Origin of the sequence: Fulvivirga sp., from assembly GCF_040220315.1 — a bacterium.
GTDB lineage: Bacteria > Bacteroidota > Bacteroidia > Cytophagales > Cyclobacteriaceae > Fulvivirga.
Map to the genome: position 1 here is coordinate 1 of NZ_JAVJUY010000177.1, position 15,583 is coordinate 15,583.

General features: G+C 37.8%; 10 protein-coding genes. 3 read left to right on the top strand and 7 right to left on the bottom strand.

What is annotated here, in order from left to right:
* Positions 1–308: 308 nt before the first annotated feature.
* The gene (locus RLO81_RS08625) at positions 309–2,372 is read left to right on the top strand and encodes a M3 family metallopeptidase (protein ID WP_350110103.1); all 2,064 of its coding nucleotides are present in this window, start codon (positions 309–311) and stop codon (positions 2,370–2,372) included.
* Between the two features lie 260 nt (positions 2,373–2,632).
* Here the strand turns inward: RLO81_RS08625 and RLO81_RS08630 are convergent, their stop codons facing one another.
* Together RLO81_RS08630 and RLO81_RS08635 are read right to left on the bottom strand one after the other, a co-directional pair.
* On the bottom strand, positions 2,633–4,669 hold the full coding sequence (locus RLO81_RS08630; RefSeq protein WP_350110106.1) for a 7TM diverse intracellular signaling domain-containing protein: 2,037 nt from the start codon (positions 4,667–4,669) through the stop codon (positions 2,633–2,635).
* A 151-nt stretch (positions 4,670–4,820) separates the two neighbouring features.
* On the bottom strand, positions 4,821–8,267 hold the full coding sequence (locus RLO81_RS08635; RefSeq protein WP_350110109.1) for a pyruvate carboxylase: 3,447 nt from the start codon (positions 8,265–8,267) through the stop codon (positions 4,821–4,823).
* A 116-nt stretch (positions 8,268–8,383) separates the two neighbouring features.
* Here RLO81_RS08635 and RLO81_RS08640 point away from each other — a divergent pair, with 116 nt between their 5' ends.
* Both RLO81_RS08640 and RLO81_RS08645 read left to right on the top strand, forming a co-directional pair.
* Positions 8,384–8,836, top strand: coding sequence for a heme-binding domain-containing protein (locus tag RLO81_RS08640; protein ID WP_350110112.1), 453 nt, complete (start codon positions 8,384–8,386; stop codon positions 8,834–8,836).
* The gene (locus RLO81_RS08645; RefSeq protein WP_350110115.1) at positions 8,806–9,420 is read left to right on the top strand and encodes a hypothetical protein; all 615 of its coding nucleotides are present in this window, start codon (positions 8,806–8,808) and stop codon (positions 9,418–9,420) included. The genes RLO81_RS08640 and RLO81_RS08645 overlap by 31 nt, the downstream gene beginning before the upstream one ends.
* On the opposite strand, the gene RLO81_RS08650 is transcribed toward RLO81_RS08645, so the two are convergent.
* The 5 genes from RLO81_RS08650 to RLO81_RS08670 form a co-directional block, all read right to left on the bottom strand.
* A complete protein-coding gene (locus tag RLO81_RS08650) occupies positions 9,417–10,922 on the bottom strand; it encodes a tetratricopeptide repeat protein (protein ID WP_350110118.1) in 1,506 nt (501 codons plus the stop codon). The two genes, RLO81_RS08645 and RLO81_RS08650, sit on opposite strands and share 4 nt — an antisense overlap.
* Positions 10,923–11,037: 115 nt before the next feature.
* Positions 11,038–12,408 carry a cystathionine beta-synthase gene (locus RLO81_RS08655; RefSeq protein ID WP_350110121.1) on the bottom strand — a complete coding sequence of 457 codons (1,371 nt, stop codon included), beginning with the start codon at positions 12,406–12,408 and terminating at the stop codon, positions 11,038–11,040.
* Between the two features lie 132 nt (positions 12,409–12,540).
* Positions 12,541–14,646 carry a 30S ribosomal protein S1 gene (rpsA, locus tag RLO81_RS08660; RefSeq protein ID WP_350110124.1) on the bottom strand — a complete coding sequence of 702 codons (2,106 nt, stop codon included), beginning with the start codon at positions 14,644–14,646 and terminating at the stop codon, positions 12,541–12,543.
* A gap of 282 nt (positions 14,647–14,928) precedes the next feature.
* Entirely contained in the window at positions 14,929–15,288 is a 360-nt protein-coding gene (locus RLO81_RS08665; protein ID WP_350110127.1) for a DoxX family protein, read from the bottom strand.
* 50 nt (positions 15,289–15,338) lie between these two features.
* On the bottom strand, positions 15,339–15,583 hold a 245-nt coding region (locus RLO81_RS08670; RefSeq protein WP_350110129.1), incomplete at its 5' end, for a TolC family protein.

Sequence of the window (15,583 nt, forward strand, 5' to 3'; positions counted from 1 at the left end):
CTATAATACCATAGGTGTACCAATAGCTGCAGGTGTACTGTTCCCTGTTTTTGGAATTTTACTTTCACCCATGATTGCCTCATTGGCCATGAGTTTTAGCTCCGTTTCTGTTATTGGAAATGCTTTAAGACTTAGAAGTAAAACTTTATAAAATACAGGAAGTAACACGAAATGTATAAGGTATGCATCTTTTTAGTTATGCAGAAACTCATCGTTGATCACAGTTAAATACCTCTAAAATAATAATAGCGGCACAAGTTAATTGAATTAGTAACTTTGGTAGAATGTGTATTAAACCGTCTACCATAATGAAAAATCTTATTTATTGTGCGTTCCTATTTTCGATTGCAATAGGTTGTAACCGGGCATCGGAGCCTATTGCTATTCAATTGCCTGATAACCCTTTGTTTGCAGAAACTAATGAACCTATCCCTTTTAATACAATCACAGCCACGGATATTGAACAGGCGGCACAACTATTGGTGGATAAAAAAGACGAATACATACAACAAATTGCGAGTGTTCCGGATGGTGACAGAACTTTCAATAACACATTACTCGCATTAGATAATTTTTCTAACCTTTTATCTAATGTATTTTCTCCTATTTATTTAATTGGTTCAACCCACCCCGATTCTACAATTAGAGAAATGGCGATTGCCAAAAGAACTGAACTTAGTAAGCTATTTAATGATATAGGTCTTAATGAAGATTTGTACAATGCTGTGAAGGCTTACTCAACTACGAAAGATGCACAATCGCTACAAGGGTATAAAAAGAAGTTTTTAGTTGAAACATTAGAACAGTTTGAAAGGAATGGATTTGCACTTGCGGTTGAAGAACGACAACTATTGAAAGATAAACTGAATGAAATTTCTGAAACGGGTAATGCGTTTAACACCAACATTGCTAAGCATCAGGACTTTCTTTTTGTTAGTGAGGCCGAATTAAAGGGACTACCAGACGATTACAAGAAAAGCCGATTGCAAGAAGATGGTACATACAAAATAGGCATGTCCTACCCGGATGTTGGCCCGGTATTTAAGCTTGCAGAAAATGAAGAAGTAAGAAGGCAACTAGCAATTAAATTTGCCAACAGAGCCGCAGATACTAATCTGGAAGTGCTTAGAGACCTTGTGAATAAAAGAACAGAAATGGCCAATATGCTTGGGTATGACACCTATTCAGCCTACATTCTTGCTGACAGAATGGCCCAAACTCCAGAAACTGTTTGGGACTTCGAAAAATCGTTACGCGATAAGGTAAGACCAAAAGCAGAAATAGACTTGAAAGAATTGAAGGTCTTTAAACATTCCATGGGCATGGATAGCTCCGAAATAACGCCATGGGAAAATGGTTATTTGTCCGATAAGATGCTTAATCAAAACTACGGAGTGGACTCAGAAAAAGTGAAGGAGTATTTTGAGCTCGAAAATGTAAAAGAAGGTTTGTTTGCCATCACTCAGAAACTGTTTAATGTAACATACAAAAAGGTTGATGTTCCTGTCTGGCATGAAGATGTAACAGCCTATGAAGTGCTAGACAATGGAAAAGTAATCGGTCGGTTTTATCTGGATTTACATCCAAGACCTAACAAATACGGTCATGCTGCTTGTTTCCCGATGGTGAGGTCGAAAAATATGGGCGACACTTATCAATATCCAGTGGCAACTTTAGTATGTAACTTCCCTGAACCAACCGAAGATAAACCTGCCTTACTACCTCATGGAACTGCTGAGACGTTTTTCCATGAATTTGGTCATGTGCTACACAATATGTTCTCAAAGACAGAATTAAGCTCTCAGGCAGGTACACAAGTGGCAAGAGATTTCGTGGAGGCTCCTTCACAAATATTTGAAAACTGGGTGTGGGACTATGAATCCCTAAGTCTATTTGCCAAGCATTATGAGACGGGAGAATTGCTACCGGAAGCGCTTTTTAACAAGATGCTGGCCGCCAAAAATGTTAATAGTGGCATTTCTGCCCTTGGACAGGTTCATTACGGAATTTACGACATGACCTTATATGATGGTTATAAATTTACTGAAGAAGAAGATACAGGTGACTTATGGCATAGACTGTACAAGGAAAATACCGTTTTAAACTCTATTCCAGGCACACACCCTGAAGCTTCATTTGGCCATTTGAATGGCTATGGCTCAAGTTATTATGGCTATATGTGGTCGTTGGTTTATGCGCAGGATATGTTCTCTAAATTTGAAGAAGAAGGCATTTTAAACCCGAAAGTGGGCCAAGCATATCGTGAGCATATTTTATCTAAAGGCTCTACTGTTGATGAAATGCAGATGCTCAAGAACTTTTTAGGAAGAGAACCGAATGATGAGGCATTTGTAAAATCTCTAGGCTTATAAACCAGTGAGGATTTAAAAAGGAAGAAGGTGTCTCATAAGTCCTTGACTAAACAAGAAAGCAAAATATAAGTTGGTTAAAAAAAAGATTAGGTGAGTAAGTCCTTTCAAGAGACTTAGAATGAACTAAAATAGTCAAAATCACTACAATGTTCAAGATACTCACAGAGTTGAATAATCGAAACAAAAGAATTTTGGACAAAAAAGAGGCTGACCCTTTTGAGACAGCCCCTTTTTTATGCTGTTTTATGAACTTGAGAGACTTACACCTTAACTCCCAGAATTAATATGTCATCTATTTGTTCCCTATCTCCTTTCCAATCATCTAATTCAGAACCAATAATTTTCTCCTGATCGTCACTAGTACGTGCGGCATTTTCTGTTAACAGGTTTACTAGCCGTTTAGACATATACTTTTTATCTTCTATTCCCCCAAACTGATCTTGAAAACCATCCGAATACAAATAAAATACTAAGTCTCTGGTTACATCAATGTAATGATCTTTAAACTCTTCACCACTACGCTGAAAATGGCCTCCAATTGCCTTTTTTGAGCCTTTTATCAACTTTGAAGTACCGTTGTTTACAATTAGTATAGGCCTTTGAGCACCAGCAAACTTCAATATGCGCCTTCTTTTATCCAGCACGCAAACAGCTGTTTCCATCCCCTCTTTTAATGCGTTATCTGATTGATTCAACCTTACATTAATTTGCATTTCTAGAAAAGCTAAAATCGATGCCGGCTTTGTAAGTTTTTCAATATGTACAGCATCGTAAAACAAATTATAAGCTGCCATACTAAGCAGTGCGCCCGGAACACCATGTCCGGTACAATCGGCCAATGCAATAATGATATAATCATCAAGATTTTCAAAAAACACGAAATCCCCGGAAACTGTCTGCTTAGCTCTTTTAAAAAGAACTACATCTCTAAACTCTTGGGTCATATCGGCTTTTTTTGGGAACATTTTTTCCTGTATTGTTAAAGCATAATTAATGCTAGAGTTAATTTCTGTTGATTCATTGCTTAGATCATCATGCTGCTTTTTTAAAACCTGTAGTGTTGAATCCAACAATTGCGTTCGTTCCTTCACTTTCTGTTCTAAGAGCACATTCTGTTTTTCAATCAATTGAATGTTTTCTTTTTGCAATTGAGAACGCTCATTTCTTATTTGTTTGTATTTATAAGCCAGTGCCAGAGCCAACAAAAAGACATCTAATATGGCACCTATCTCAGCTCCATGATCAGTAAAAAAAATCGCTGGAAGCACTCCACTATTGCGCAATGTCATTGCCGTGCCACCAATCAAATAGCCGCTCCAGGCGATGATATAAAAGTTGGCATTGATGTTCCCTCTAATCCTTACCAAAATTCCGATCGCTAATAATAATGGTGCATGAATAGAGATTATGAAAGATGAAAAGCCAAAAACTACCCCAAAGCAAATTAATACAGATATAATGATGGCAAAGACTATCATGAAAGTGAGCACATAATACATAACCATACTATATTTCTTAAGGTCAAGAAACGATATGGCGAATAACGATGTAGGTATAATTAATATCGTAATAAATAGCTCACGGATATAGTAATTAACCTCTGGGGAATCTGGATATATATAGTGAAAAGCATAACCAGAAACGGAAGCAAAAACGGCAATATTTGCCAAAACGAGAATAATGTAGTAGATATAGGTCTTATCCCTAATTATTAAGTACAAGAAAAAATTATAGATTACCATCACCATCAGAATGCCGAAAAATATACCGTACATCACGTTGGTTTTGTTGGTATTCGTTACATATTCTTCAGGTGTTGATAACTCAGCAGATAAAATAATTGGTGACCGGGATTTCACATGAATCAACAATCTGTTATTAGTGGAATCATTAAAATAAAAAGTCCATGCAAAATTTTCTGGTTCTAACTCTCCTCTTGTATGAAAGGGTCGTAGATTTCCTGTTTTATAAGAATTCCAACCTTCTCCAGAATCAATATATAGGTCAAGATATTGATGATAAGGATAAGGCAAATTCAAAGCGTACTGCCCACTCTCTTTAACCTGAAATTCTGTATAGAACCAAAAGTCACTGGAATCATACCCAAAATTAATAGGGTTATTACTATCGTTGGAGGTAAACAAACCGGCATCTGCCCTGCGTAATGCCTGCTCAAAAGTCAAGTTTTTATCTGCCGATCGAAAATATTGTAACGATGAATTTAGGTTAATACGCTCATCATTAGGATTTAACACTTTAGGAAGTGCCTTCAATTGCAAAACACCTAATATAAGCACGACCGAAAATATGAAACTACAGCGCATTAAAATCTTCTTAGTGAGAGTAATAATGTAAAATGGCAATAACCATGTGTTATAGACTTATTCATACACAAATATCAGTTGGCCTTTTAAACACAAAAAAGAGGATGAAATTAATTTTAACGATTTACTCTATCTCTATCACCAAGTCATCTTGCTCCACCATATCCCCAGCATTCAAATACACTTTTGCCACTTTACCAGAAGTAGGCGCACTAATACTCGTCTCCATCTTCATAGCCTCTATCACAAACAATGGCTGGTTTTCTTTTACCTTATCCCCGGCCTTCACTTTTACTTCGGCTAACCTGCCTTGCAAAGGTGCTCCCACATGCTTGTCTGTTGAAACTTTAACATTGGTGACTTTGGTGGATTTATAACTTAAGTCTTTTACCTGTATTACCCGTGCCTGCCCATTCATCTCAAAATAAACATTGCACAAGCCATCTTCATCAGGCTTTGAAGCATACAGCTTTTTAATAATGATAGCTTTACCCTTTCCTATCTCCACAAATATTTCTTCGTTGTTTTTTAAGCCATAGAAAAACGCCCTGGTAGGTAAACGCCATAACTCGCCATACTCCTGCCATCTGGCATAAAATTCCTCAAAAACCTTGGGGTACAATTTATAGGATAAGAAGTCCAACTCATCACAGTATTCATCAAACTTCTTTTGGAATTCAGTAAATTCCTTCTTGAAATCTACAGGTTTTAAATGCGCATTGGGTCTATCCGTAAAGGGTTTTTCACCTTTAAGAATTATTTTCTGAAGCTCCTTCGGAAACCCTTTATACGGTTGTCCTAACTCACCTTTAAACAAACTCACCACTGATTCTGGAAAAGACAAGGTGTTTCCTCTTTCTAGTACATCCTGAGTTGTTAAATCATTAGAAGTAAGGTATAGCGCCATATCACCTACTACTTTTGAAGAGGGTGTTACTTTGATGAGGTCACCAAAAAGCTTATTTACATCTGCATAATTTTCTTTGATCTTATCAAATTTATCTTCCAACCCCAGTGCCCGGGCTTGTGGGCGTAAGTTAGAATACTGCCCTCCAGGAATTTCGTGATCATACACTTCTGCCGTGCTGGCTTTTAATCCAGATTCAAAAGGGTAATACCATTCCCTAACAGTTTCCCAATAATTGGAATATTTATTAAGTGATTTTATATCAAAAATATTTTCACGTTCGTGGCCCTGTAGGGCAGCTAACAGGGAATTAAAGTTAGGCTGCGATGTTAAGCCCGACATTGAACTGAGCGAAACATCCAAAACATCTACACCCGCTTCAATGGCTTTTTGATACGTTAAACACTGAATACCAGCCGTATCATGTGTATGTAAATGAATAGGCAAATCAATGGCCTTTTTCAATTCTGTAATTAACAACGTAGCACTTGCAGGTTTCAGTAAACCGGCCATATCTTTAATGGCAATAATGTGTGCGCCCTCATCCTCTAACTGGCGCGCTAAATCAAGATAGTACTGAAGGTCATACTTGGCATCTGGTTTATAGAGATCACCCGTGTAACAGATGCAGGCCTCCGCTAAAGCTTCGGTGCGCTCACGAACCGTTCGGATGCTCACTTTCATCGCTTCCACCCAATTCAATGAATCGAAAATCCTGAAAACATCAATGCCTGTCTCCCAAGACTTTTCTATAAATTGCTCAATCAGGTTATCAGGATACGCTTTGTAGCCTACACCGTTGGAGCCTCTTAACAGCATTTGCAGAAGCACATTGGGCATTGCTTTTCTTAGTAGTTCAAGACGTTCCCACGGACTTTCATTTAAAAAGCGCATGCACACGTCAAAAGTAGCTCCGCCCCATACTTCCATGCTAAAGATATTAGGGTGCGATTTTGAAAAGCCCTCTGCTACTTTTAGCATATCTAATGTTCTAACTCGTGTTGCCAGCAAAGATTGGTGCGCATCTCGAAAAGTGGTATCGGTAAACTGAACGGCCTTTTCTTCTTTTAACCATTTCACAAAACCATCTCTTCCCAGCTCATTCAGTTTGTCCTTTGAGCCTTTCGGATGATGAGATAACCTGTTAAACTCGGGCACTTTGGCATTTGTAAGTACTTTACTTTTATCGATACGCTTTACGTCAGGATTGCCATTCACAGCAACATGCGCTAAATAGTTTAAAAGCTTTGTTCCACGATTGTGCCTGCGCGGCATTTTGAACAATTCGGGATGATCTGCTATAAAATTAACCGTTGCTTCCCCCTTGTAAAAAGTAGGGTTTGTAATTACGTTTTCAAGAAAAGCGATATTGGTTTCTACACCTCGTATTCTAAACTCACTCAACGCTCTTGATAGTCTTTCAGAAGCACCTTTTAATGTTCTGCCCCAGGATGATACTTTAACCAGTAAGGAGTCGAAAAACGGAGATATAGTAACCCCTGAATAACAGTTGCCTGCATCCAAACGAATTCCAAAACCGCTGGCGCTTCTATAGGCGATGATGGTGCCGTAATCGGGTTTAAAGTTGTCTGAAGGATTTTCTGTAGTTACTCTACACTGAATGGCATATCCATTACAAACCACATCTTCCTGACCTTTAATAAATATGCGTGGGTCAGCCAACTCATACCCTTTGGCTATAAGAATTTGTGATCGTACGATATCAATACCAGTCACTTCCTCCGTAATGGTATGCTCTACCTGTATTCTGGGGTTAACTTCTATGAAATAGATATTTTCATCACGGTCTACCAGAAATTCTACTGTGCCTACATTATTATAATTCACTGCCTTTGTAATAGCCAGTGCATATTCGTAGAGTTTTTCTTTAGTTTCCTTTTTTATAGAAATACAAGGAGCAACCTCCACAACTTTTTGAAACCTACGCTGTACGGAGCAATCCCTTTCAAATAAATGAACCAGATTGCCATAGTTATCACCCATAATTTGCACCTCAATGTGCTTTGGCTGATCGATGAATTTCTCTAAGAAAACAGTATCATCACCAAAGGCATTTTTGGCTTCGTTTCTGGCCTCTTCATAGCCCTTCTTTAGTTCCTCGTCACTTCTTAACACACGCATACCTCTACCACCGCCTCCGGCAGCTGCCTTTAACATGACAGGATAACCTATTTTTTTTGCTTCTTTTAGAGTTATATCAGCATTGTCTAAAGCAACCTGACTATCTTGTATAATAGGAACTTTGGCTTCTATCGCCACTAACTTCGCAGCTACCTTGTCGCCCAATCGCTCCATCACTTTAGGCTCGGGACCAACGAAAATAATTCCTTCCTCCTTACACCTGCGCGCAAACTTTACGTTCTCTGAAAGAAATCCGTATCCTGGATGTATGGCATCTATGTCATTACGCTTAGCAACGGCAATAATCTCTTCTATATCTAAATAAGGCTTTAAAGGATCATTATCTTCGCCAATTTGATAAGCTTCATCGGCTTTATAGCGATGCAGGGAATAGCGATCTTCAAACGTGTAGATGGCAACTGTTCTGATTTTTAATTCTGAAGCCGCTCTGAAAATTCTGATGGCAATTTCACTGCGATTGGCTACGAGAAGTTTCTTTATTTCTTTTAATTTTTGAGTCATTTGTATCTATATATAAAAAAGGAAGTTAAAAGTTAAGTTATAAGTTTGGCATACCAAAAAAAGCAAGAAAACTAGAAACAATTTTTCTCATATATTTACCGTGTAATTAATTACCTATGAAAACATCAACAAAAATAATTGCGGCCATAGCCATTATATTAATTGTAATCCAATTCTTTGGAATTGATAAATCTGCAGAAGCAAGTGATCCTCAAATGGACATACTCGTTTATGAGAATGCACCTACAGAAGTAAAAGACATTATGCAACGTGCGTGCTATGACTGCCACTCGTATAAAACAAAATATCCATGGTATACTAATGTTGCTCCAGTTTCGTGGTGGATTGCTCATCATATTGAAGAAGGTAGAGAGCATATGAATTTTGCAAAATGGGGCGAGTACACTGCAGAAAAAAAAGAACACAAAATGGATGAGTTTATCGAAGAAGTGGAAGAAGGTGAAATGCCACTTACCAGTTATACAATAACACACAGTGAAGCTCAGCTAACGGATATGGAAAAGGCCGTTATAATGGAATGGGCAAAAACAGTGATGGAAAAATACTGATGAACTTCCACAGCAGTAACCAAATAGATATCCCGGAAGAATTTTATTCGTTTGATTCAAAAACAAAATTTGAATATTGTATAGAGTGCGATAAATATCTTTTGGATGAATCCACTGATTACTTCATTGAAAAAGCTATTAAAAAATACGATGGCTTTTCTGCGAATGACGTGATATTCGAATATGCCATTTGTCTGGATTGTGCGGAGCGCATGCGGCAGGCCATGTCAAATGAATCCATGCAAAACCTTCAAAATTACTTTGCTGAAAATGCCAATGTACAAAGGCGTATGGAGTTAATGAATTCAGAATCTAAAGATACTGAAGAATGGATTGGAGAATGTTTGGTGACTGGGAAAAGCCGAAATACCCTGAATGAGTATCAAATTTTTGCCCAATGCAGAGGAGATAAAATGGTATTAGGCCAAATGCCTTATATGGTAAGTGGTGAAACGCTGGGAAAAGTAGCAGAATTGCTTTCAACAGAAACAAAGGACGAACTCGATGATTTTTCTAAAAGACATTTTGGCCCTCCTCCCGGGTTAGAAAAAGAGCTTCCTTATCAGCGGGTGCTTATTGTTTAAGCATTCTTTTGTTGTTCTTTATTCACGATCCCCTGAATTACTTTATCAAGTTGTTCGGTAGCTGAATATAAATGTTCAACCATGTCATGGTCTTTCGGGTTCATTTGTGCATGCCTGAGTAACTGTACAAGGCCTAAAATATTGGCAACTGGTGCCCGTAGTTCATGGGCATGAATGAAAGCATAATCGGCCAATTCTTTATTACTTTTTTGAAGCTCTTCTGTCCGGCTTCTGATTTTTGCTTCCAGATTTTGATTCAGGTTTTCCAGATTATCATTCAAGTCTCTTAATTTGATCGCCTGCGTCTGAATTTCAAGATTTTGCCTTTCAATTTGTTCATTTTTCTGGCTTAGCGATTTGTTCGCCTTCTTCTGAACGGTACGCTGATTATAAAATGCATTAGCTAACGCAAGTGTTAATATTAATAACATAATCACTGCAATAATCAATGTGTTTCGTTCACTTACTTGTGCTTCTTTCGTTTCGTTCTCCTTCCTCAGAATTTCATTCTCATATTCGGCTTGCATTCTGGCAATTTGAGTAGACTTTTCAATATTAAAAATGCTGTCTTTTAGCTGATCGTGTCGCATGTAATGATAGTAGGCACCTTTAAAATCACCTTTCAATGAATCTACTTTCGAAATCAGCTGATACAAATTAGCGCGTACATCCGCAGCGCTTGATTTCTTCGAAGCACTTATTCCAGCCTTATAATAGTACAGGGCTGAATCCAACTGAGACTGGTTAAAATAGCATCTGCCAAGATTAGTATAGGTATATGCCAGGCCTCTAAAATCATTCATAGATTTTCTTAAAATAGCAGCCTCATTAAAATACGGTACCGCTTTTGAATAATCCTTCTTGGCAAGATACAAAGTGCCATACCCATCAGTGGCATAGGCTAACACCCTTTTGTCGTTTTGTTTTTTTGCTGCAGCAATGGCGATATCGTAGTTTTCTAACGCCTTTTCATAATCGCCCATAAGGGTATAAACCTCGCCAAGATTGTTGTAAGACAATGCCGGAACATTGTCGGTCGTTATTTTTTCTTTTAAAGCAAGGGAATGTTTTAGGTAATCAAGTGAGTTATTATACTCACCCAGCTTTTTGTAAACCTCACCAATATTATTCAGACAGTCAGACCTGCCTTTAATATCATCCAATTTCTGATATTCTTTAAGTGCATCAAGATAGTGAGCCAGTGCCTGCTCATAATTACCAAAGCCCCAATATACGCCACCCATTACAACCAGTGATCGTGCTATCCCATGATTGTAACTTATTCGTTTAGCTTTTTCGTAAGCAATTAATACATCATCTTTCGCTACTATTGGATTGATATTAATATTGCCAAACGCAATATCATTGAGCAATTGCACTTTAACACTATCAACTTTTGTGATAGATAATTGCTGTTTAAGGCTATCTAACTTATAGGTTTGGGCATTAAGTTTAGTTAGAAGCCCAACTGCTAATAAGGAATAGAAAAACACTTTTTTCATAACTGCAAAGTTACAAATTAAGCGTATGGATGTAGTACGATGTAAGTTTTTGAAACAGAAGTGTTTAACTAAATAAAAAATGGTTCCGAAGAACCATTTTTTAAGCTATTTATTATTAATTACTCATCGCTTGAAGAATATCATGATGTGTAATAATATGAACCTTGTGTGCATTATCTCTCACCAAAAGTGCACGATTGGTTTTATTTATCATTGAAGAAAGTACGTCCAATGTATTATCCATTGCTACAAACGGCATAGGATCATCCATAATTTCTTCGACCTTATTACCTTTTATTTCTGGGTTTTCAATAAGCTGCTCTAGTAACCTTGATGTGGATACACTTCCGACAAAGTTGTTTTCTTTCACCACAGGTATTTGATCAATCCCCTCCTTGGTCAACATTTTAATAGCATCTCCAACCGACATATTGTGCTGAACTACAAACAACTCATCAGAACCGTTTCTTCTTTCAATAATATCTTTTGCAGAGGAGTATTCCCTGGCCTCGATAAACCCATGATCTTTCATCCAGTTATCATTGTAAAGTTTTGCCAAATATCTGGTACCGTGATCAGGTAATATTATTACCATGGTATCGTCTTCTTTTAGATTGTCTTTGGCATATTCCAAAGCGCCATAAACGGCAGAACCACACGACCAACCTACAAATAAGCCTTCTTCTCTCGCCAGCCTTCTGGTCATGATCGCTGCATCTTTGTCTGTCACTTTTACGAAAGTGTCAATCAAATCAAAGTCCACGTTTTTAGGAAGAATATCTTCACCGATACCTTCTGTCATGTATGGGTAAATCTCATTCTCATCAAAAATGCCTGTCTCTTTGTATTTTTTAAACACTGAGCCGTAGCTATCAATACCTACAGACAAAACTTTAGGATTCTGCTCTTTCAGAAATTTAGCTGTACCACACATGGAACCGCCAGTACCTACACCAGCAGCAAGGTGTGTTATTTTGCCTTCAGTTTGCTCCCAAATTTCAGGGCCGGTTGTCTCATAGTGTGCAACAGCATTTGAAGTATTATCATACTGATTTGGGTAAAAAGAATTAGGAATATCTTTGTTTAACTTTTTAGCTACTGAATAATAAGAACGCGGATCGTCAGGCGTAACGTTGGTTGGACAAACAATCACCTCAGCACCCATGGCACGAAGAATATCCATTTTTTCTTGCGACTGCTTATCAGATAGGGTGAAGATACATTTGTAGCCTTTTGCAATGGCCACCAAAGCTAACCCCATTCCCGTATTACCTGATGTTCCCTCGATAATTGTTCCGCCCGGCTTCAGTAAGCCTGCTTTCTCAGCATCTTCAATCATCTTTAGAGCCATTCTGTCTTTCATTGAATTGCCGGGGTTAAAGTATTCTACTTTTACCAATATGGTGCCTTTAATTCCTTTATTTACACTATTAAGTTTTACAAGTGGCGTGTTGCCTATGGCTTCTATGATTGAATTGTAATACATGGTATTTATATTTTTTGCAAAGTTAAGAAGTAGCTACTTCTTGTGATAATAGATGGTAGATTAATAAATGTTTACAAAAACAAAGGCTGCCTTATAAGAGCAGCCTTTGAAATATCTAAAAATCAATAAAGATTAATCTTCTGATTTTTCTTCTTCTTTTTCAGCTTTTTTAGCCGCTTTCTTAGGAGCAGGCTTCTTAGCGTCCTCCATTTTATCTTTCAATGCACTTAGTGCTTCAAGATCTCCAAGAGTAGATTTTTGCTCTTCTTTCTTCGCTTTCGGAGCAGATTTCTTAGCAGCAGCTTTCTTAGGAGCTTCTACTTTTTCTTCCTCTTTAGAATACATTGCTTTGTGTGAAAGAACGATTCGCTTATCGTCTTTAGAGAATTCTAATACTTTGAATTCTAGTGTCTCACCAGCTTCTCCTTTAGAACCATCTTCTTTAGCCAAGTTTTTAGCTGAGCAGAATCCTTCAATTCCGTATGGTAACTCAAGAGTTGCACCTTTATCATTGATGTTCATGATCGTACACTTGTGAGTTGATCCCGGAGTAAATACTGTTTCGAATGTATCCCAAGGATTTTCTTCCAAGTGTTTGTGGCTTAATGCCAATCTTCTGTTATCAACATCTAGTTCAAGAACCATTACTTCAAGCTCATCTCCAACTTTTACAAATTCTGATGGATGCTTGATTTTTTTAGTCCATGAAAGGTCAGAAACGTGAACGAGTCCGTCAATACCTTCTTCAAGCTCGATGAATAAACCAAAGTTAGTAAGGTTTCTTACCACACCTTTGTGAGTTGTACCCACTGCGTATTTAGTAAGAACATTCTGTTTTGTCCAAGGATCTTCAGTTAACTGCTTAATACCTAGAGACATTTTTCTTTCTTCTCTATCTAATGTCAATACAACAGCTTCTAACTCATCGCCAATGTTGATGAAGTCTTGAGGGTTCCTCAAGTGCTGTGACCATGACATTTCAGAAACGTGAATCAGGCCTTCAACACCTGGTTGAAGTTCAAGGAATGCACCGTAATCTGCAACGTTTACGATTTTACCTTTTACTTTAGATCCAACATCAATTCCTTTGTCTAATGAATCCCAAGGGTGCTCAGTCAATTGCTTCATACCCAATGAAATTCTCTTCTTGTCCTCATCGAAGTCGAGCACAACAATCTTAACAGTTTCGTCAAGGTTAAGTACTTCTTCAGGGTGGTTGATTCTACCCCATGAGATATCAGTAATGTGAAGTAGACCATCCACACCACCAAGATCGATGAATACACCGAAGTTAGTCATGTTCTTGATCGTACCTTCAAGTACCTGACCTTTCTCAAGGTTTTCAAGAATTTCTGCTTTTTGTTTTTCGATGTCTTTCTCGATCAATACTTTGTGAGAAACAACAACGTTATCGTTAGTGTAGTTGATTTTCACCACTTTCACTTCCATTGCTTTACCTACAAATACATCAAAGTCTCTGATAGGCTTCACATCTATTTGAGAACCTGGTAAGAAGGCTTCTACACCGTAGATATCTACGATTAAACCACCTTTAGTTCTTCTCTTAACGAATCCTTCAATTACTGAATCTTCGTCTAATGCTTTCTGAATGTTTTCCCAAGCCTGAACGATCTTCGCTTTTCTTCTTGAAAGAACTAGCTGACCGTTAGCGTTTTCTTGCTCTTCGATGAAAACTTCAACTTTATCACCTACTTTCATGTCAGGAGTATCTCTGAATTCAGTAGCAGATACTAATCCGTCTGACTTAAAGCCGATGTTTAAGATTACGTCTCTTGCGTTGATACCTACAACTGTAGCTTCAACTACCTGCTTTTCGTCAATTGTGGTTAAGGTGTTTTCATAAACAGAAGCCATTTCTTCACGCTTCGATTTAGAATATCCTTCACCAAACCCTTTTGTTTCAAAAGCTTCCCAGTCAAAATCTCCAGGAGTTTCGAATTCTTTCTTTTCAGCAGGTTTTTTGGTTTCTTTTTTAGGAGCTGCCTTTTCAGCCTTTTCTTCTTTTGCTGGAGCTTCCTCTTTCTTTGCTTCTACTTTTTCAGCTTTTACTTCTTCCTTTTCAGCTTTTGGCTCTGCTTTCTTAGTAGTTTTCTTAGTTTCTTTTTCTGCTTTTGGTTCAGCTTTTTTAGTAGTTTTCTTAGCTGTTGTCTTTTTAGCAGTGGTTTTTTTAGCAGTTTCGTCTTTTACTTCTTCTGCCTTAGCTTTTTCTTTTGCCATGATATGAAATGTTGCCCTTTAAATACATGCTACCCTAGAGCAATGAGATAGCAAATTTTATTTTAATTTCCTTTGCTTTAAATTAAAACAAAGCCCATTCACCCGAATGGGAGCGCAAAGTTAGAAATTATTTTTGGATTTCGCTAAATAGTTTCAATTAGTGAGTATTCAGTAGCTAGTTTTTGGGGGTTGAGGGTTAGAAGTTGGATTCTAGTTTTTGGTTGTTGGTTTGTTCTGGTGCGAAGTTTTAATGTTGTGACAAAACAAAATTTAAACATGGAACTATGAACCAATATATGGAATTTGCTTTCGATGGATTACTAAGGCAATGAATGCACAAACAAAAACCAGTAGCGCATAAATAAAAAGCTGCCCTCCATCACCTTGCACTTCAATGCCCAACACTGTTAAATGAAATAAGATGGCCCCTGAAATAATACCTAGGGACATTAATGCACCCAGCCAGATGGTTGAAGGGATTAACAACAATACTGCAGCGATTAACTCTCCTATGCCAGACCCAATGCGGCCCCATGGCTCCATACCTACTTTGGTGAAAATATAGATACTCTCCTCAGCGCCCGAAAATTTAAAGAAGAGCGTTTGTAAAAGAATAATGGCTGCAATAAGTCTTGCAGCCATTGATATTATTTGAGTAGATTTTGTTATATCAGATTAATTACTTGTTAAAATTATGGAATATCGTCTACACTCAGAGTACCTGTTGCATATTGAAGAAGTATGTCCTGAAATAGCAATGTATAGCTAGCTTGTGCCATATCCCCTTTTGCCTGTACGTACCTTTGGTTAGCCTGTGTAAACGCCACTAAATCAGATACTCCAAGCTGATATCTCTCACTTTCCAATCTAAAGGAAAGTTCAGCTGCTTCTAACTGTGCTTTAGATGCATCATAACTAACCGAAGCATCACGATAAT

Coding starts and splice junctions, on each gene's coding strand:
- RLO81_RS08625 (WP_350110103.1), top strand. CDS start 309: ATGAAAAATCTTATTTATTGTGCGTTCCTATTTTCGATTGCAATAGGT.
- RLO81_RS08635 (WP_350110109.1), bottom strand. CDS start 8,267: ATGACTCAAAAATTAAAAGAAATAAAGAAACTTCTCGTAGCCAATCGC.
- RLO81_RS08640 (WP_350110112.1), top strand. CDS start 8,384: ATGAAAACATCAACAAAAATAATTGCGGCCATAGCCATTATATTAATT.
- RLO81_RS08645 (WP_350110115.1), top strand. CDS start 8,806: ATGGGCAAAAACAGTGATGGAAAAATACTGATGAACTTCCACAGCAGT.
- RLO81_RS08650 (WP_350110118.1), bottom strand. CDS start 10,922: ATGAAAAAAGTGTTTTTCTATTCCTTATTAGCAGTTGGGCTTCTAACT.
- RLO81_RS08655 (WP_350110121.1), bottom strand. CDS start 12,408: ATGTATTACAATTCAATCATAGAAGCCATAGGCAACACGCCACTTGTA.
- rpsA (WP_350110124.1), bottom strand. CDS start 14,646: ATGGCAAAAGAAAAAGCTAAGGCAGAAGAAGTAAAAGACGAAACTGCT.
- RLO81_RS08665 (WP_350110127.1), bottom strand. CDS start 15,288: ATGGCTGCAAGACTTATTGCAGCCATTATTCTTTTACAAACGCTCTTC.